Here is a 17,766-nt window from a genome sequence, read left to right as displayed (position 1 = left end):
GAGGCGGGGCGATCCTCTCAGCCCCGGACGATGAGCCCGTCCGCGACGTAGAACAGGGCGACGTCGATCTCGCTCTCGGGGATGCCGGAACGCGCGTGGTACGCGCGGCGGTACAGCTGGAGCTGGAGGAGCCGCTCGCTCCGCTCGGCATCCGTGCGCGGGGGACGCCCCGTCTTCCAGTCGACGATCTCGATGCGCTCGCCACGACGGTAGACGGCGTCGAGCTTGCAGATCGCGATGTGCGGGCGCCCATCGGGCAGAAGGTCCTCCAGCACGACGTCGATCTCCACCTCGACCTCGAGAGGCTGGAGGGTCGCCCACTCGGAGGCGAGGAAGCGCTCCTTCAACCCCGCCAGGGCGGCCTCGTCGGCAGCGGCGAACCCCGAGCCCGCGTCGCCGTCGTCCGGGTCCGCCTCCCACAGCGCGCCGTCGACGACATCACCCGATCCCGTGAGCCCGGACCGCTGCTCGACCCACGCGTGGAAGAGGGTGCCGAGGCGCGTCTGGCGGTACGGCCGTTCGGGCATCGGGAGGGCCAGCGCTGCGACCGCCCCGTCGTAGTCCGCCACGAAATCCTTGTAGCGCGACGCCGCCAGGCGCGTCGGCGCCGTCCCGGCAACGCGTCGGGAGCGTTCCGCGCGCTCGGCGAGGAGGAGGCGGGCGTCACGCGACGGCGATGCCGGCGGCTCGGCCTGTGCCGCGCGGACACGCTCCGCCGCGCCGAGGACGGCAGCCCGCCGCGCGCCGAGCGGATCGATCGGCCACGCGAGGAGGCGGCGCCGATCGAGGAACGGGTTCTCGCCGGGATCCTCCGGGGCATCGATCGCGGTGCCCTGCGCGTCCGCGATCTCCGACAGGAAGGGGCTGGGCCTCCGGGCGGTCTTCGTACCCGACCAGGCCGACCCCGTCACGAGGAGGCGATCGCGCGCCCGGGTGACCGCGACGTAGGCGAGGCGCCGCTCCTCGTCGAGCTGCCGGTCCTTCAGCTCCTGCGCGAAGACCTCCAGCGCGGCGCGCAGATCCTGCTGGGTGGGGGCCTCCGCACTCCCCCACGCGAGCCGGGGCAGCCAATCCCGGTCTCCACGGAACGGGTAGGGCAGCGTGCCGAAGCGCAGCCACCCGAGCCCGTCGCGCGGCTTCGCGGGGAGCTCTTCCACGACGCAGCGGACGACCGCGACGGCATCCCACTCCAGCCCCTTCGATCCGTGGATCGTGAGCAGCTGCACCACGTCATCCTCGGGCGGCTCGGTGCGCGGCGCGAATTCGTCGGCACGCTCGGCCCGGTCGAGCCAGGCGAGCAGGGCCGTGAGCGACCCGCTGTCGTCCGTCGCGAGGAAGCCCTGCAGCTCGTCGACGAACGCCCGCAGCTGGTCCCCGGCGATCCGCGCGGGCCCTCGGCTCTCGTTCGCGGCGAGTTCGATGTCGAGGCGCAGCTCGGCCTCGATGAGGCGGACGAGCTCCGGGATCGGCAGCGATGCGGCGCGGCGCAGCCCCGCGAAGACGGCGGATGCCTCACGCAGCCGCGCGCGCCCCGCCGGGGTGAACGAGTCGAGCCAGCCGTGGTCATCGCTCTGCCGCCCGAGGAAGTCGAGAGCGTCGATGAGGGAGGCGCTCTCGTCTCCGGAACGGCGCAGCTGCGCGACCACCTCGGCGTCGAGAGCCTGCAGCGCGGAGTCGGAGCGGCCGAGCCGCCGAGCGAGCGTCGCGAGGGCGCGGAGGTCCGCGAGTCCCACGGCGAACCGGGGACCTTCGAGGAGGCGGATGAGCGCGGAGCCGGACCGCGGATCGCTGATCACGCGGATCGCCGCGACCACGTCGACGACCTCGGGGGTGGAGAGCAGTCCGCCGAGCCCGAGGATCCGGTGCGGGATGCCGGCCCGCCCGAGCGCCTCGGCGAAGCGCAGCATGTGCTTCTTCGCCCGGAACAGGATCGCGCCCGTCGTCTCGCGTCCGTGAGCCGCGCGGTCGCCGCGCACCGCGGCGAACCACTGCGCGACGCGCTCCGCCTCGGCATCCACGTCGTTCTCATACGCGATCTCGACGAGGCCCTCGGGAGCGTCGGGACGCGGCGTGAGCTCCCCGACGGCGACCGGCGTGCGGGAGGCGAGGGGGGCGAGGACGGCGTTCGCGGCATCCAGCACCCGCTCGCTGTTGCGCCAGCTGGTCAGGAGCGAGAACCGCAGCGCCGGCGGGGCGCCCGGGCCTGTGAAGGCTGAGGCGAAGGCGCCGAGGTTCCCCGCGCTCGCGCCGCGCCATCCGTAGATCGACTGGTGCGGATCGCCCACCGCCATGACCGCGGCTCCGCGGAACACCTCGGCGAGCAGATCGCTCTGGACGACCGAGGTGTCCTGGTACTCGTCGAGCAGCACGACGCGGTAGCGCCGCCGCAGCTCCTCGGCCACCGACGGGTGGGAGCGGACCACCTCCAGCGCGCCGGCGACCTGATCGGAGAAGTCGATGAGGCCGCGACGGCGCTTCTCCGCCGCGTAGGCGCGAGCGAGCACGGCGAGCTGAGGAAGCCACGACACCGGCGCCACCGCGTCGCGGACGGGCGCGAGCGGGCCGCTGCCCCGCTGCGACGGGCGGTCGAGCACCTCCGCGAGACGCGCGGCGAAGGCAGCGACGTCGTCCAGGTCGGCGAGGTTGTCGACCGCGTCGCGGGCGAACCGGAGTGCGGCGTCGATGATCGTGGACGGTCGGCGATCGATCGTCTCGAGGCCGGGGTCGTCGCCGTCGTGGACCACGCGGCGCATCAGCAGCCATGCGGCCGACTCGCTCAGCACGACGGACTCGGGATCGCGCCCGATGCGGACGGCGTTCTCACGCACGAGCTGGTCGGCGAAGCTGTTGTAGGTCGCGACCGTCGGCCGGTCCAGCAGCGCGTCCGCGTCGGCGGGCGCCGCAGACGGGGTGGACAGCGCGGCATCCGACAGCGCAGCATCCGCCGCCAGACGCTCGAGCGCCACGCGGCGGGCATCCGCGGCGTGGCGGGCGTCGGGGCTCTCGCGCTCGATGCGACCGAACACCTCGAGCTCGCCGCGGCGGTACAGGTCCTCCAGCCGCGGCAGGAGGCCGCTGCGCTCGAACTCGGCGAGACGCGCGAGCCGCCGCTGGATGCGCTCGGCGAGCTCGCCCGCGGCCTTCCGGGTGAAGGTCAGCCCGAGGATCTCGTCGCGGCGGACGAGGCCGTTCGCCACGACCCAGACGACGCGGCCGGACATCGTCTCCGTCTTGCCGCTGCCCGCCCCCGCGACGACGAGGGTCGGTGACAGCGGCGCGGAGATCACGGCGGACTGCTCGGGCGTGGGCGGGAACTGCCCGAGCGCCGCCGCGATGGCTTCGGGCGAGAGGAGGGCGAGCGCGGACATCGTGTCGGGCATCGTCATGAGGCGCTCACCGCTCCGATCGTGTGGATGCGGCAGAGGCCGTGCGTGTGGTCGTCGCGGCAGTGCGCCTCATACGGGGCGAGGAACGCGCGGCCGCCCATCACGTGCACCGCCTCCGTGATCGTGCCCAGGAACTCGGCACGGGTCTCCTCGTCGAACGGCCGCTGCGCCGGCGTCGCATAGGGCGCGGTGCGGGTCTGCTTCAGGACGAGCAGCTTCGCGCCGCCGGACGGGCGACCGGATGCCGCGGGGATCGCGCCCTGCTCATGGGCGAGCTGGTACGCGCTCAGCTGCGGGTTCTGGGCCGCGGCAGCGGGCCCGGTCGCCTGCGACCGCCCGGTCTTGAGGTCGACGATGACCACCGTCCCCTCGGCGGTCATCTCGACGCGGTCGATCGTGCCGCTCACGACGGCGGGCTGCACGGCGCCCTCCACCGGGAGGCTCAGCTCGAAATGCGGCTCGGCACCCAGGAGCGTGGTCCCGGCAGACGCGGCATCGCGCAGATACCGGCTGAGGCGGCGGATGAGGTCCCGCGCCCGCGTGCGTTCGGTGCGCTCGATCCACGCGGCCTCGAACTCGAGCTCCCCCCACCGCGACTCGACCGCAGCCCAGAGCTCCGCCTCGTCGGCGCCGTCGGCATGCTCGAGCGCGGCATGGATGAGGGTGCCGAGGCCGGCGCCGACGCTCCCGCTGTCCCCGCCGAGGTCGCCGATCACCCAATCGAGCTGGCATTCCCCGATCGCCTCGAGCTTCGACGGGGACACGCGCGCCGCCTCGACGTCCAGGTCGTACAGCGGTCCGTCGCTCGAGGCGGACGCGACGCCGTACCACTGGTCGGGGTCGGCGCCGGCGACGTCCGCCGCGGCGAGGAGGGCCAGCTGGCGCGCCGCGTCCGACCGGGCGGCCGCGGGCGCGCGCGGATCGGTGAGGGTACGACGGTGGAGTGCGACGAGACCGCGGAGGGAGAGCGGGTGCTCCGCCGACCGGGGCGCAGGCCCGGGCTCGGGCAGGAACTCGAACAGCGCGCTGGGCCCGGTGTCGTCGTCGTCGACCGCGGTCACGATGAGGCGCGTGCGGGCGCGGGTGAGCGCCCGGACGAAGAGGCGCAGTTCGTCGTGCAGCACGCCGCGCCGCAGGTCGCGCGCATCCTGCGGGTCCTCCTCGCCGGCCGAGGCGAGGCGCCACGTGTCGAAGAGTCCGCCGCGGGTGCGGAGGTTCGGCCACACCCCGTCCTGCACGCCCGCGATGACGACCGTGTCGAACTCGACGCCGATTGCGGCGGCGGGGGTGAGGACCGGCACGACTCCGGTGGGCGCCGCAGACGCGAGACGGTCCTCGGCCACATCCGATTGCAGCACGCCGCGCACGAAGGCGAGCGCGGAGGTGCCGTCGGCGCGTTCGCCGTGGCGCTTCGCGGCCTGGAACAGCGCGACCACCGCGCCGAGATCGCGTCGTGCGCGATCGGCGAGCGGTCCGGTCCCCGATGCCGCCTCGCGCCACGAGCGCTCCCAGCCCGAGCGCTCCCACGCGGTCCAGAGCAGCTCGTGCGCGGTCGCTCCCGCGTGAAGGAGCGAGCGGAGCTCGGCGAGCGTCCGGGCGATGCGCGCCGCGCGCCGCCCCTCCCGCGTATCGATCAGCTCGAATTCGATCGGGTGGGCGAGTCCGGATGCCACGAGCTCGCGCGCGCTCGGCGTGGGAGGCGGAGCGGCCGCCGGGGCGTCGGCGGCGGCATCCTGCGACACGCGGAGCGCCTCGTGGCGCAGCGCGGTGCGCAGGCGCCGCAGCTCGACCGCATCGAGTCCGCCGCTGCGGAGCACCTCGAGCGCGTCGTCGGGGCTCACCTCCGCGCGGGCGGCGATGTCGATGAGGAGGAGGAGGTCCCGCACGGCGCGCGTCTCGCCGAGGGTCCGGCCCTGCCCGCTCGTGGTGGGGACATCGCGGGCGGCCAGCTCGGCCTCGAGCGCGGCGACCTGGCGGCTGTCGTGGGCGATGACGGCGCACTCCTCCCACGCGACACCGTCGAGGACGTGACGCTCGCGGAGCAGACGCGCGATCGTGTCGTATTCTTCGCCCGACGAGCGCAGGGCGAAGGTGCGCAGGGCGTCCTCGGACGGCAGGAGCGTCGACGCCGGGCCGGGGCGGCTCACATGGCCCGGGGCAGGCGGGCGTCGGTGGGCGACGACGCCGGCGACGCCGATCCGCGAGGTGATCTCCGCGGCGAGGGCCCGGAGCTCGGGCATCCCCCGGTGTCCGCCGTCGAGCACGTGGACCGGCCCGCCGGCCGCCAGCCGGGCGAAGTTCTCCGGACGGGCGCCGCGGAACGAGCCCGACGCGATGTCCGGGTCACCGAAGGCGAGCACCGCGATGCCCGCGGCGCGGCAGGCCTCGAGCAGTTCGACCCCGCCGAGGGTGAGCTCCTGCGCGTCGTCGACCAGGAGCACCCGCGGTCGTGCGCCCGCCGCCCCGTCGAGGCCGCCGGGCTCTCCCCTAGCCTGTGCGCGCAGGAGCGCCTCGGCCTCGCGCACCAGGCCGGCCGCATCGCGGTGCGCCCCCCGCATCCGCGCGCGCACCGCGAGGTAGTCGTCGGCGAAGGAGGCGAGGGCGACCCACACCTCGCGCCCGTGCCGGTCTCCGAGCTCGGCGAGACGCGCCGGCGGGATGCCGAGGGTCGTGCACTCGGCGAGGAACGCCCGCAGCTCCGCGCGGAACCCGCTCGTGGCGCGCACGGCGGCGCCGAGCCAGCTCGGCCAGCGGCGCTGCCCCTGGACGCCGTCCTCGGCCTCGTCCTCGGCATCCCCGTCGAGAAGGTCCTGGACGATGCGGTCCTCGTCCGGGCCGGTGAGAAGCTGTGGCGGCTCGGCGCCCCGCCGAACGGCGTCGGCGCGCACGAACCCGTACGCGAACGCCGCGACCGAGCGTGCGAGCGGCCCCGGCGTCGCGATCCGCACGGCGAGGGCCAGCCGGTCGCGGAGGGCCGTCGCGCTCTGGCGGGTCGGGGTGAGGACGAGCACGTCCTCGGGCGCGAGGCCGCCCTGCAGGAGCGCCGAGACGCGCTCCACGATCGCCGTCGTCTTGCCCGACCCGGCCGCGCCGACGACGACCCCCGACGCATCCGCCGGGAGCGAGACGACAGCCTTCTGGGCGGGGTCGAGCAGCATGCCTCCACGCTATCCGGCGCTGCGGACACCGCGTTCGCGCAGAGCGAGCGCGGCGAGCCCCCACGGCGCGGCTCGCCCCCCGCGCGGTGTCGTAGAGTCGAGATGCGCCCGTCGTCCGGGCCGGGAAGGCAGTCATCGTGGAGATCCGCATCGGCATCGCGAACACCGCTCGCGAGCTCAGCTTCGAATCCGCTCAGTCGGCGGATGCCGTCTCGTCAGCCGTCACCACGGCACTGGAGTCCGGCCAGAGCGCCGTGAGCTTCGCCGATGTCAAGGGCAACACCTACATCGTCCCCACGGCCGGGATCGCCTTCGTCGAGGTGGGCACCGAGGAGTCCCGCCGCGTCGGCTTCGTGGCCTGAGAGTGGACATCCTCCTCGCCTTCATCTTCGGCGGAACCGCCGGAGCGGTCCTGCACTTCCTGATGCCGGGGCGCACCTCGCGGGGGACGGCTCTCGCGCCGGTGCTGGGAGCGGCCGTGGGCGGGCTCACCTGGATGATCTTCACGTGGGCCGGCGTCACGACGACGAGTCCCTGGATCTGGATCGTCTCGATCCTCACGCCCCTGGCGGTCGTGCCGGTCGTCCTGGCGATCCTCACGCGCTCGCGCGCGACCCACGACGCCCGCGAGCGCGTACGCCTGCGGATCTCCTGACGCGGGGGCGGGATGCCGCAGCTCAGGCGTCGAGGCCCATCGCGGCCATCCGCCGCGAGTGCGCGCCCAGCAGGTCGGTGAAGACGGGCTCCACCCGCTTCTCCTCGGCGGCGTCGAGCGTCTGCGGCCGCAGCGCGCCGCGCGCGATCAGCAGCGTGTCGCCGACCAGGCGCCTCCCCCAGAGCGACAGGAGGTCACGCCACTGCTCGTCAGCGGCGATGGCGTCGGTGATGAGCTGCACGAGCGCCTGACGGTCGTCGTCGGCGTGCAGGATCTGGGCGACGCGGTTTCCGGTCGCGCCGTAGCTCGCGGACAGGGACAGGTAGAAGTCGTCGAGCATCCCCGCCGTGATGTGCACCGAGAGCATCGTCTCGAGGTGGCGCGCGCCGTGCGTCGCACGCCGGAACGCGTCGAGCGGTTCGCGGAACGGCAGCATGACGTCCAGGGGATCATCGCCGCGCTCGCGGATGACACCGACGAGCTGCTGGTGCTTGAAGAGCGCGGCGCCCGCGGCACGGGAGATCGACTCCTTGTGGGAGAGCTCCGGCGTCGGCGCGATGAGCTCGCTGAGCGTCTCGAAGTAGCCCAGCTGCAGATACGCCGCCTGCCCGAGGAACGTGTCGATCGAGGGCGCGAGCTCCTCGAAGTCGACGCGGTTGACGTCGCCGAAGTCGCCCCGGGAGCGCACCTTCAGCGTGCGGGGGGCAGCGCGATCACGCTTCCAGGGCCAGGTCACCACGGCTACAGCCTAGGCGTCCGCGTGCCCCGCGAGCGATCCGGACGGGCTCCGCTAGGCTGGTCGGGTCCCGGCGACGGATCGGGACCACCGCGCCTGTGGCTGAGTGAAGGGCGTGGACTCCCTCACCCGGCGGCCTCTCACCGCCAGACAGGCACGTATCGTGACGACATTCGCAGATATGGGCGTCGACGCCGACATCGTCGAAGCGCTCGCTTCCAAAGGCATCGTGGATGCCTTCCCCATCCAGGAGCAGACGATCCCCCTCGGCCTTCCCGGCCAGGACATCATCGGCCAGGCCAAGACCGGCACGGGCAAGACATTCGGTTTCGGCATCCCCGTGGTCCAGCGCCTCGGCCTCGACCCGGCTCCGGGCGTCAAGGCGCTCATCGTCGTTCCCACGCGCGAGCTCGCCGTCCAGGTCTACGAGGACATGGACATGCTCACCTCGAACCGCTCCACGAGCGTCGTCGCCATCTACGGCGGAAAGGCGTACGAGGGCCAGATCGACCAGCTGAAGGCCGGTGCGCAGATCGTCGTCGGCACGCCGGGCCGCCTCATCGACCTGAACAACCAGCGCCTGCTCGACCTGTCGCACGCGACGGAGGTCGTGCTGGACGAGGCCGACAAGATGCTCGACCTCGGCTTCCTCCCCGACATCGAGAAGATCTTCCAGAAGGTGTCGCAGGTGCGGCACACGATGCTCTACTCCGCGACGATGCCCGGCCCGATCGTCGCCCTCGCGCGTCGGTTCATGTCGAACCCGATCCACATCCGCGCGACCGATCCCGACGAGGGCCTCACGCAGGCGAACATCAAGCACCTCGTCTACCGCGCCCACTCGCTGGACAAGGACGAGGTCATCGCCCGCATCCTGCAGGCCGAGGGCCGCGGCAAGACGGTCGTCTTCACCCGCACCAAGCGCGCGGCGCAGAAGCTCGTCGACGAGCTGAACGACCGCGGCTTCAACGCGGGCGCCGTCCACGGCGACATGAGCCAGGAGGCGCGCGAGCGCTCGATGGCCGGCTTCAAGGCCGGAAAGAAGGACGTGCTCATCGCCACCGACGTCGCCGCGCGCGGCATCGACGTCGACGACGTCACCCACGTGATCAACCACACGATCCCCGACGACGAGAAGACCTACCTCCACCGCGTCGGACGCACCGGCCGCGCCGGCAAGACCGGCATCGCCGTGACGTTCGTCGACTGGGACGACCTGCACAAGTGGGCACTCATCAACCGCGCCCTCGACTTCGGCCAGCCCGAGCCCATGGAGACCTACTCCTCGAGCCCGCACCTGTTCGAGGATCTCGACATCCCCGCCGGCACGAAGGGCCGGATCGGCAAGGCGCCGAAGACCGACACGGTGCGCACGCAGCGCACCGCCCGGCCCGAGCGGGCGGCCGATGCCGCCGCCGAAGGCACGGATGAGGGCGGCACCCGCCGTCGCCGCCGGCGTCGCTCGGCCGACACCCCCGTCGGGTCCACCTTCGCCGAGGGCGCGCCGGCCGATGCGGCAGCGTCGGATGCCACGGCATCCGCCGACGCCGACCGGGGCACCGATGGGGCCGGGACCCACGACGGCGCCGGCAAGGAGCACCACGACGGCAAGCCCGCACCGGCCCGTCGCCGTCGTCGCCGCCGCGGCGGCCCCGGCGGCACCCCCGCCGCTGCCGCCGGGGTCTGAGGCCTTCGCGAGCCGCTACGCCGCGTCCGGGCCGCCCTCACGCAGACCGTCCCCCGGGTGGCGGCTCGGGCTGACGGCCGGGCGCGTCGGGGACAGGCCGGGCGCGCGCGGCGGGTAGACGAACGTGACGAGCACGACCGACACGATCATCAGAAGGAACCAGGACACGAGCTTCGTGGCTGACACGGGGTGCCACCCGTCCAGCTGGTCCGGGTACAGCCACGCGCCTGCCCACGTCGCGATGTTCTCCGCGAGGTAGATGAACGTCGCGACGCCCGCGTAGACGAGCAGGAGCGGCAGCCGGATCGTCCGCCGCCAGACACGGGCGTGCATCACGGTCGGAAGCCAGAGCACGATCACGAGGGCCAGGAGCACCCACCGCGCATCCCACAGGACGTGGTGGGTGAAGAAGTTCGCGTAGATCGCCGCCGCGACGGCCGCGGTGATCCAGCGACGCGGGTAGCGCGCGAACGTCAGATCGAACAGTCGGTACACCCGCACCATGTACGACCCGACGGCCGCGTACATGAACCCGCTGAAGAGCGGGACGCCGCCGATGCGCAGGACGCCCTCCGCCGCGTAGGACCACGACCCGACGTCCGTCTTGAACAGCTCCATCGCGGTACCCGTGAGATGGAACAGGACGATCACCCACAGCTCCCGCCCCGTCTCGAGACGGAAGGCGAGCATCGCGGCCTGGATCAGAACGGCGCTGATCGTGAGCGCGTCGTTGCGCGCCAGGGGTGCGTCATCGGGCCACCACAGCCGAGCCGCCACGATGACCAGGAGCAGCGCCGCACCGAAGACGCACGCCCACGCCTGCTTGAGCAGGAAGACGCCGACCTCCACTGCGCTCGCCCGCGCCCCACGGACAGGCGCGCCCCGCAGCAGCCGGTGGGCGACGTCGTCGATGCGGCGCTCGAGCCGGGTGGGTTGCTGCACCCGAACACGCTAGTGGCCCCGCGAGCCCTACGCTGGACGCGACGGCATCCGCCGCATCCGCGTCATCGAAAGGCACATCATGCGATTCATCGAGGACGCCGTGGTCGAGTACCACGGCTTCTGGGGTTCATTCTGGGACCTCGTCTGGTGGTTCCTCGCCGTTTTCATCTTCGTCGCCTACCTGATGGCGCTCTTCTCGATCATCGGCGACATCTTCCGCGACCGGAACCTCGCCGGCGGGTGGAAGGCCGTGTGGCTCTTCTTCCTGATCTTCTTCCCGATCGTCACGGCGCTCGTCTACCTCATCGCGCGCGGTCGCGGCATGGGTGAGCGCCAGGCATCGGCGGTCAAGCAGTACCAGACCGCGCAGGACGATTACATCAAGCACGTCGCCGGGACGAATCCGTCCGACCAGATCGCGCAGGCCAAGTCCCTGCTCGATGCGGGGACGATCACGCCTGCCGAGTTCGAGGCGCTGAAGGCGAAGGCCCTCGCCTGACCCGACTCCCCCCGCGCAGCGCCCTCGTCCCCGCCTCTCAGGCGTAGACGGGGGCGCTTCCGCTTCCCCGGTCGATGATGCGCTGCACCATCTCATCGCTCGTCGTATGCTCCCCCGGCTGATTCGGCTTCCCCAGTCCGTGGTAGTCGCTCGAGCCGGTCGCGATGAGGTCCCGCTCGCGCACGAGAGCGCGGAGCGTCCCGAGAGCGGGCTCGTGGTTCTCCCGGTGGCCGAGCTCGAACCCCGCGAGGCCGGCCGCGAGCATCGCGTCGATGACGGCCCCCGGCAGAAGCCCGCCCCGCCCCGCCGGGTGGGCGATGATCGGCACCCCGCCGGCATCCGTGATCGCGGCGACGGCCGTCACCGGATCCGGAGCGTAGAGCGAGACGTAATAGTCGCTTCCCGGGCTGAGGATGCCGGCGAACGCCTCGCCGCGGTCGGCGACGTGCCCCTTCGCGACGAGCGCGTCGGCGAGGTGCGGGCGGCCGACCGTGGCGCCGACGGCGGTCTGATCCAGCACGTCCGCCCAGTCGAAGTCGTAGTCCCGAGCGATGCGGCCCGCCATCTCGCGCGCCCGCGTCAGTCGCGAGGAGCGGATGCGGTCGGTGAGGGCGCGCAGGGCCGCGGCATCCGGGTCGAACAGGTAGGCGAGGACGTGCACACTCCGCCATTCGTACCGCGCGGACAGCTCCATCCCCGGGAGGAACGTCATGCCCAGGGACGTCGCGCTCTCGGCGGCCTCCGCCCACCCCGACGACGTGTCGTGGTCGGTGAGCGCGATGGTCCGGAGCCCGGCCGCATGGCAGGATGCCACGACCTGCGCCGGCGGCTCGGTGCCGTCGGAGTGGTCCGAGTGCAGATGCAGATCGCTCGGTCCGCGGAATCTCCTGGCCATGCTTCGAGGGTAGCCTCCGCTCCCGCAACTCCCAGGCTTCGCACGTAGAGTCGATCCGTGCTGCGCCTGCTCGGACTCCTTGTCACCGCGCTCGCCGCGATCGCGGCCGCGATCGTCACGTGGCCGCAGTTCTTCCGACTCGAGCGCACGTTCCCGTTCGCGCAGATCGTCTCGCTGCGGTTTCCCGTCATCCTCGCCTTCGGCGCGGTCTTCGTCCTCGCGCTGCTGCTGTGCCTCGCCCGGCCCGTCCGCGCCTTCGCCGCCTCGCTGGCGATCGTGGCCCTGCTCGGAGGCGTCGCGAACGGTGCCATCCTGCTCACCCGCGGCACGGGCCCGGGCACCCTTCCCGAGCAGACGGACGCCTCGATCCGCGTGATGACGTGGAACACCGCGGGCAACGCGACGGATGCGGATCTGATCGCCCAGACCGCGGTGGCGATGCAGGCGCAGATCGTCGCCCTCCCCGAGACGACGATCGAGACCGGCGAGGCGGTCGCGATCGCGATGCGCGAGATGGGATCGCCGATGTGGGCGCACCACGAGGACTTCGGCGAGCGGGAGGACTACCCCGACTGGGCGTCCAACTCGACCACTCTGCTCATCTCCCCCGACCTCGGCGGCTACTCGGTCGTCGAGTCCGACGCGGACGGCGCCACGAACACGTCTCAGGTGCCGACCGTCGTCGCGATGCCCGTCGACGGCGAGGGCCCCGTCGTCATCGCGGTGCACGCCGTGGCGCCGCGCCAGAGCTTCATGGACGACTGGCGCAGCGACCTGGAATGGCTGGCCGACCAGTGCGGCGACGGCGACGTCATCATGGCCGGCGACTTCAACGCGACCGTCGATCACATGTCACGGCTCGGGGTGGACGGGGCCGACCTCGGCCACTGCCGGGATGCCGCGGTCGCGACCGGCACCGGAGGGGCGGGCACGTGGTCGACGGCCTGGCCTCCGCTCGTCGGGACGCCCATCGACCACGTCCTGACGACGGATGCCTGGGTCGCCACCGGCTCCGTCGTCCTCACCTCGCTCGATGACAGCGGCAGCGACCACCGCCCGCTCGTCGTGCAGCTCGAGCCGGCCTCGCCCTGATCGCCCACTCCCCCGCACCGGCGGAGTGGGAGACTGGAGTCATGAGCACGAACGAGAGCGACACGATCGCACCGGAGGCCCCTTCCCTCGAGGCGCCCGCAGAGAACCTGAACCGCAAGCAGCCGTTCCCGCAGGGGTTCCTCGACACCATCTCGACCGGGTGGGCGGACCGCCCCGACCAGGCGCCCCCGGCGCGCGACCAGGCACCGTTCGCCGCCCGTCGTCGCGATGCCCTGTCGGCCGCATTCCCGGGCGCCCGCCTCGTCGTGCCCGCAGGCTCGTACAAGCAGCGGTCGAACGACACCGACTACCCGTTCCGCGCGCACTCCGCCTTCGCGCACCTGACCGGGTGGGCCAGCGATGCGGTGCCCGACTCCGTGCTCGTGTTCGAGCCCACCGGGGCGGAGGGCCACGACGCCACCCTGTATCTCCGCGAGCGCGCGGACCGCACGACACCCGAGTTCTACGCGGATGCGGCGATCGGCGAGTTCTGGATCGGCCCCCGTCCCTCTCTCGCGGGCGTCGCCTCCGATCTCGGCGTCGCGACGGCGCACCTCGATGCGTTCGAGCCCCGCGAGGGGGACCTCGTACTCGACGAGCACGAGGAGCTCACGCGCGTCGTATCGGAGCTGCGGCTCGTCAAGGACGAGTACGAGATCGCGCAGATGCGACTCGCGGTCGAGGTCACCGCGCGCGGGTTCGACGACATCGTCGCGGACCTCCCGCGGATCATCGACACCCCCCGAGGCGAGCGCGCGGTCGAGGGGATCTTCCACCACCGTGCACGCGTCGAAGGGAACGGCGAGGGGTACGACACCATCGCAGCCTCCGGCCCGCACGCCTGCTATCTGCACTGGACGCGCAACGACGGCGCCGTCGTCCCCGGTGACCTCATCCTGATCGATGCCGGCGTCGAGGTCGACAGCCTCTACACCGCCGACATCACCCGCACCCTCCCGGTCTCGGGCACGTTCACCGACGTGCAGCGCAAGGTCTACGAGACGGTGCGCGAGGCGGCGGATGCCGCGTTCGCCGTCGCGAAGCCGGGCGTGCGCTTCCGCGCGATCCACGAGGCGGCGATGGCGGTCATCGCCCGGCGCACGGCCGAGTGGGGACTCCTGCCGGTGACCGCCGACGAGGCGCTCGACGCCGACCGAGGAGGTCAGCACCGCCGGTACATGGTCCACGGCACGAGCCACCACCTCGGCATCGACGTCCACGACTGCGCGCAGGCGCGCCGGGAGATGTACTACGACGGCATCCTGGAGCCGGGGATGGTCTTCACGATCGAGCCCGGTCTGTACTTCCAGATCGACGACCTCACCGTCCCGGAGGAGTATCGGGGCATCGGCGTCCGGATCGAAGATGACGTGCTCGTGACCGCGGACGGCGTGGAGAACCTCTCCGCCGCGATCCCGCGCACCGCCGATGAGATCGAGGCCTGGATCGCGCGGCTCGCGTCCTGACACGAGAGCGGGTGGTCGGCGGCGCGGCAGCGGTCAGATCCGGGCTCGCAGCCACGGGAGCACGGATGCCGCGACGTCGCCGCCCACCTCTTCGGGCGCCCGACGGGCGCCGGCGACCTCGAACGAGTGGCCCCCTCCGGGGATCCAGACGATCTCGGCGTCCGGGCTCGTCGCCACGGCGGCCGTGAAGTCGTCCGTCGGCTGGATGAACGGGTCGGCGCCGCCCTCGACGAACAGCTGCGGCGCGGGCACCCGGGCGAGGTGCTCGCCCCGGGTCCGCCCGGGCACGCCCGGCGGGTGGAACGGGTAGCCGAGGTAGACGAGCCCGGCAGGGGCGATGAGGCCGTCGGCCGCGGCCAGCGACGCCATCCGGCCGCCATAGGACTTGCCCGCCGCAACCCAGGCGTCCTGCGGCCGCACGCGGGCGACCTCCGTCGCGACGGCGGCCCACGTCGCGACGGCGTGGGCGGCCGGCCCCGGCATCCGGCGCCCCGCCTCGGCGTACGGGAAGGAGAAGCGCACGGTTGCGAAGCCTGCGGCGCGCAGCGCACCGGCGAACCCGACGAGGAAGGGATGGTCCATTCCCGCGCCCGCACCGTGTGCGAGCACGACCACGCCTCCGGCATCCGCCGCGGGCTCCTCCCACGCGAGAGTGACCGTCGCCTCCCCCCGCGGGAGAGGGACGGCCAGCCGGGTCACGGCCGGGTCACGCGCGGGGAGTGCCGCCGGCATCGGGTCCACCGGGCTGCGGCAGCTCCGGCCCGGGTGCGGGCGGAGCGGCCGGGGACGGTGCCGGGTCCACCCGCTCGCCGTACTGCGGCGGCGTGGACAGATCGACCGGAGCCGGTGCCGGTGCGACGGGGGCGCTGGTGCGACCGACGACCTCGCGCGCACGGTGGATGCTCGACGGGAGCACGGTGACCTCGTAGCGGTCGGCCAGCACCTGCGTGACCGACGTGTAGTCCCGGCGGCGGCGCAGGAGGGCGTAGGAGACGAGGCTCAGGAGCATCCCGATCGCGATGCCGACGAACATGACCCCGATGAACAGCTGGATCGCCGCCCCGGGCGTGCCGAGCACGAAGATGGCGGAGAAGAGCAGGCCCAGCAGGATGCCGTTGATCGCTCCCGATCGCGCGGCGGCCGCGTACCCGAGCTTGCCGGTCACCGTCTCGATCGAGCGCAGCCCGTGCCCGACGATCTGGATGTCGCGGGCGGGGATGTCGGACTGGATGAGCTGGGACACGGCCTGCTGGGCACCCTGGTACGTCGCGAAGTCGGCGATCTTCTCGCCGTGCTCGACCGGGGTTCCGCCCAACATGCTCATCGCTCCATCTTGTCACGCGGCGTCCCTGTCCCGCCGCCGCGTCGGCTCGGAGAGGCGGACTACGCTGGTGTGGTGAGTACGCAGAGGGTTTTCGTGGCACGCCTGGTCGGCTGCACCGTCTTCGACCCCTCCGGCGACAGGCTCGGCAAGGTCCGGGATGTCGTCGTCATCTACCGCAAAGACGATCCGCCGCGTGTCGTCGGGCTCGTGGTCGAGATCCCCGGGCGGCGGCACGTCTTCCTGTCCATCGGGCGGGTCACCTCCATCCAGACCGGCCAGGTCATCACGACCGGTCTCATCAACGTCCGCCGCTTCCAGCAGCGCGGCGGCGAGGTGCGGGTCATGACCGAGCTCCTCGGCCGCCGGGTGTACTTCGCCGACGGGTCCGGCGAGGCCGTCATCGAGGACGTCGCCATCGAGCGCAACCGCCTCGGCGAGTGGGACATCGGCCAGCTGTTCCTCCGCAAGCCGAAGACCTCCGCATCCCCGTTCGCGAAGGGGTCGACGACGTTCGCCGACTGGCAGGACGTCCGCGAGCAGCAGGTCCCGGGTGAGGCGCAGTCGGCGGAGCAGCTCGTCGCCACCTACTCCGAGCTGAAGGCCGCCGACCTCGCCAACACCCTTCTCGACCTTCCCGACGAGCGCCTCCTTGAAGTCGCCGAGGAGCTCAGCGACGATCGGCTCGCCGATGCCCTGGAGGAGATGCCCGAGGACGACCAGGTGCACATCCTCGAGGCCCTCGGCGAGGAGCGCGCCGCCGACATCCTCGACCAGATGGAGCCCGACGACGCGGCCGACGTCCTCGCCCAGCTCCCCGAGGAGCAGCGTGAAGAGCTCCTCGAGCTCATGGAGCCCGAAGAGGCCGAGGACGTCCGCGCCCTCCTGAAGTACGGGCCCGACACGGCGGGCGGACTCATGACGCCGGAGCCGATCGTGCTGTCGGCGGATGCCACCGTCGCGGAGGCGCTCGCCCTCATCCGGCGGCACGAACTGCACCCCGCACTGGCCGCGGCCGTCTTCGTGACCCTGCCGCCGTACGAGACGCCCACGGGCCGGCTCCTGGGGACGGTGCACTTCCAGCGGATGCTCCGCTACCCGCCGCACGAGCGCCTCGGCGCGATCATCGACGACACGGCGGACGCGGTGCCGGCCACCGCCTCCGCCGCAGAGGTGGCCCGCATGCTCGCGAGCTACAACCTCGTCTCGCTCCCCGTCGTCGACCAGGCGCACCGCCTTGTCGGCGCGGTCAGCGTCGACGACGTCCTGGACTACCTCCTGCCCGAGGACTGGCGCTCCCACGACGGTGACGACGCGATGCCGGTCGAGGGCGGGGCGCGGCGATGATGGCGCGGGCGTCTCGCGCGTCGCGGGCGAACCTCGAGGACCCGCGCGGCCGGGGCGGGGTGCTCACCCGCACGCCGCGCGCGCCGCAGCCTTCGCGCGACCGTTTCGGTCGCTTCACCGAGTGGATCGCCCGCGCCATGGGCACGCCGGCGTTCCTCCTCATCCTCAGCCTCTTCTGCGTCGCGTGGATCAGCTGGAACACCCTCGCCCCCGACGCGTGGCGTTTCGACTCGCAGACGTACGGCTTCACGGTGCTGACGCTCGTGCTCTCGCTGCAGGCGTCCTACGCCGCCCCGCTGATCCTGCTCGCCCAGAACCGGCAGGACGACCGCGACCGCGTGCAGATCGAGCAGGACCGCCAGCGCGCGGAGCGGAACCTCGCCGACACCGAGTACCTGGCGCGCGAGGTCGTCGCACTCCGGATGGCCCTGACTCACGTCTCGGACCAGGTCGTCACCCGCGACGTGCTGCGTCAGGAGCTCAAAGCCCTGCTCGAACACCTCGACGAGCACGCCGGAGACCGCCCCGGAGAGCGCGGCGCCGAGGCCTCCCCGGCGCGCGCCGCCGCCGAGCCGGCTTGAT

Annotated in this window: 15 protein-coding genes; 8 read left to right on the top strand and 7 right to left on the bottom strand. The window is 72.6% G+C overall.

Translation table 11 applies throughout. From position 1 onward, the window contains the following. Positions 1-17: 17 nt before the first annotated feature. A complete protein-coding gene (locus tag J0P97_RS04590) occupies positions 18-3,386 on the bottom strand; it encodes an ATP-dependent DNA helicase (protein ID WP_246539774.1) in 3,369 nt (1,122 codons plus the stop codon). Then, positions 3,383-6,544 (bottom strand): ATP-dependent helicase, encoded by a 3,162-nt coding sequence (locus J0P97_RS04585; RefSeq protein WP_215486590.1) that lies wholly within the window; start codon positions 6,542-6,544, stop codon positions 3,383-3,385. The genes J0P97_RS04590 and J0P97_RS04585 overlap by 4 nt, the downstream gene beginning before the upstream one ends. A gap of 137 nt (positions 6,545-6,681) precedes the next feature. Between J0P97_RS04585 and J0P97_RS04580 the strand changes: the two genes are divergently transcribed. Continuing rightward, positions 6,682-6,906, top strand: a complete 225-nt coding sequence (locus J0P97_RS04580) for a DUF3107 domain-containing protein (protein WP_215486589.1) — start codon at positions 6,682-6,684, stop codon at positions 6,904-6,906. A gap of 2 nt (positions 6,907-6,908) precedes the next feature. Next, entirely contained in the window at positions 6,909-7,199 is a 291-nt protein-coding gene (locus J0P97_RS04575; protein WP_215486588.1) for a GlsB/YeaQ/YmgE family stress response membrane protein, read from the top strand. A gap of 22 nt (positions 7,200-7,221) precedes the next feature. Here the strand turns inward: J0P97_RS04575 and J0P97_RS04570 are convergent, their stop codons facing one another. After that, positions 7,222-7,938 carry a ferritin-like fold-containing protein gene (locus J0P97_RS04570; RefSeq protein ID WP_215486587.1) on the bottom strand — a complete coding sequence of 239 codons (717 nt, stop codon included), beginning with the start codon at positions 7,936-7,938 and terminating at the stop codon, positions 7,222-7,224. 160 nt (positions 7,939-8,098) lie between these two features. Here J0P97_RS04570 and J0P97_RS04565 point away from each other — a divergent pair, with 160 nt between their 5' ends. Beyond that, positions 8,099-9,622: a DEAD/DEAH box helicase gene (locus tag J0P97_RS04565; RefSeq protein ID WP_215486586.1), complete on the top strand. Its 1,524-nt coding sequence runs from the start codon at positions 8,099-8,101 to the stop codon at positions 9,620-9,622. A gap of 15 nt (positions 9,623-9,637) precedes the next feature. Here the strand turns inward: J0P97_RS04565 and J0P97_RS04560 are convergent, their stop codons facing one another. After that, positions 9,638-10,564 (bottom strand): DUF817 domain-containing protein, encoded by a 927-nt coding sequence (locus J0P97_RS04560; protein ID WP_215486585.1) that lies wholly within the window; start codon positions 10,562-10,564, stop codon positions 9,638-9,640. Positions 10,565-10,643: 79 nt separating this feature from the next. Here J0P97_RS04560 and J0P97_RS04555 point away from each other — a divergent pair, with 79 nt between their 5' ends. Then, entirely contained in the window at positions 10,644-11,063 is a 420-nt protein-coding gene (locus J0P97_RS04555) for an SHOCT domain-containing protein (protein WP_215486584.1), read from the top strand. A gap of 37 nt (positions 11,064-11,100) precedes the next feature. Here J0P97_RS04555 and J0P97_RS04550 read toward each other — a convergent pair whose 3' ends face one another. After that, positions 11,101-11,958 (bottom strand): PHP domain-containing protein, encoded by an 858-nt coding sequence (locus J0P97_RS04550; RefSeq protein WP_215486583.1) that lies wholly within the window; start codon positions 11,956-11,958, stop codon positions 11,101-11,103. Between the two features lie 57 nt (positions 11,959-12,015). Between J0P97_RS04550 and J0P97_RS04545 the strand changes: the two genes are divergently transcribed. Both J0P97_RS04545 and J0P97_RS04540 read left to right on the top strand, forming a co-directional pair. Next, complete coding sequence (locus tag J0P97_RS04545) at positions 12,016-13,050, top strand: endonuclease/exonuclease/phosphatase family protein (protein ID WP_215486582.1); 1,035 nt, start codon at positions 12,016-12,018, stop codon at positions 13,048-13,050. A 41-nt stretch (positions 13,051-13,091) separates the two neighbouring features. Beyond that, positions 13,092-14,516 (top strand): aminopeptidase P family protein, encoded by a 1,425-nt coding sequence (locus J0P97_RS04540; RefSeq protein WP_215486581.1) that lies wholly within the window; start codon positions 13,092-13,094, stop codon positions 14,514-14,516. Between the two features lie 33 nt (positions 14,517-14,549). On the opposite strand, the gene J0P97_RS04535 is transcribed toward J0P97_RS04540, so the two are convergent. Together J0P97_RS04535 and J0P97_RS04530 are read right to left on the bottom strand one after the other, a co-directional pair. Continuing rightward, on the bottom strand, positions 14,550-15,248 hold the full coding sequence (locus J0P97_RS04535) for an alpha/beta hydrolase family protein (protein ID WP_215486580.1): 699 nt from the start codon (positions 15,246-15,248) through the stop codon (positions 14,550-14,552). Further along, positions 15,223-15,840, bottom strand: coding sequence for a YflT domain-containing protein (locus tag J0P97_RS04530; protein ID WP_215486579.1), 618 nt, complete (start codon positions 15,838-15,840; stop codon positions 15,223-15,225). Before J0P97_RS04530 ends, J0P97_RS04535 begins: the two co-directional genes overlap by 26 nt. A gap of 72 nt (positions 15,841-15,912) precedes the next feature. Between J0P97_RS04530 and J0P97_RS04525 the strand changes: the two genes are divergently transcribed. Next, positions 15,913-17,184, top strand: coding sequence for a magnesium transporter MgtE N-terminal domain-containing protein (locus J0P97_RS04525; RefSeq protein WP_215486578.1), 1,272 nt, complete (start codon positions 15,913-15,915; stop codon positions 17,182-17,184). Then, complete coding sequence (locus J0P97_RS04520; protein ID WP_215486577.1) at positions 17,184-17,765, top strand: DUF1003 domain-containing protein; 582 nt, start codon at positions 17,184-17,186, stop codon at positions 17,763-17,765. Before J0P97_RS04525 ends, J0P97_RS04520 begins: the two co-directional genes overlap by 1 nt. Position 17,766: the final 1 nt, after the last annotated feature.

It is taken from the genome of Microbacterium flavum, assembly GCF_018717645.1.
In the GTDB taxonomy this organism is placed as follows: domain Bacteria; phylum Actinomycetota; class Actinomycetes; order Actinomycetales; family Microbacteriaceae; genus Microbacterium; species Microbacterium flavum.
The sequence above is the reverse complement of the archived record's forward strand: the minus strand, read 5'-3'. Positions and strand labels throughout refer to the sequence as shown.

Excerpts from the sequence above, each read along its gene's own strand:
- J0P97_RS04535 (WP_215486580.1), bottom strand. The coding sequence starts at position 15,248 with ATGCCGGCGGCACTCCCCGCGCGTGACCCGGCCGTGACCCGGCTGGCC.
- J0P97_RS04530 (WP_215486579.1), bottom strand. The coding sequence starts at position 15,840 with ATGAGCATGTTGGGCGGAACCCCGGTCGAGCACGGCGAGAAGATCGCC.
- J0P97_RS04520 (WP_215486577.1), top strand. The coding sequence starts at position 17,184 with ATGGCGCGGGCGTCTCGCGCGTCGCGGGCGAACCTCGAGGACCCGCGC.
- J0P97_RS04540 (WP_215486581.1), top strand. The coding sequence starts at position 13,092 with ATGAGCACGAACGAGAGCGACACGATCGCACCGGAGGCCCCTTCCCTC.
- J0P97_RS04550 (WP_215486583.1), bottom strand. The coding sequence starts at position 11,958 with ATGGCCAGGAGATTCCGCGGACCGAGCGATCTGCATCTGCACTCGGAC.
- J0P97_RS04555 (WP_215486584.1), top strand. The coding sequence starts at position 10,644 with ATGCGATTCATCGAGGACGCCGTGGTCGAGTACCACGGCTTCTGGGGT.
- J0P97_RS04590 (WP_246539774.1), bottom strand. The coding sequence starts at position 3,386 with ATGACGATGCCCGACACGATGTCCGCGCTCGCCCTCCTCTCGCCCGAA.
- J0P97_RS04585 (WP_215486590.1), bottom strand. The coding sequence starts at position 6,544 with ATGCTGCTCGACCCCGCCCAGAAGGCTGTCGTCTCGCTCCCGGCGGAT.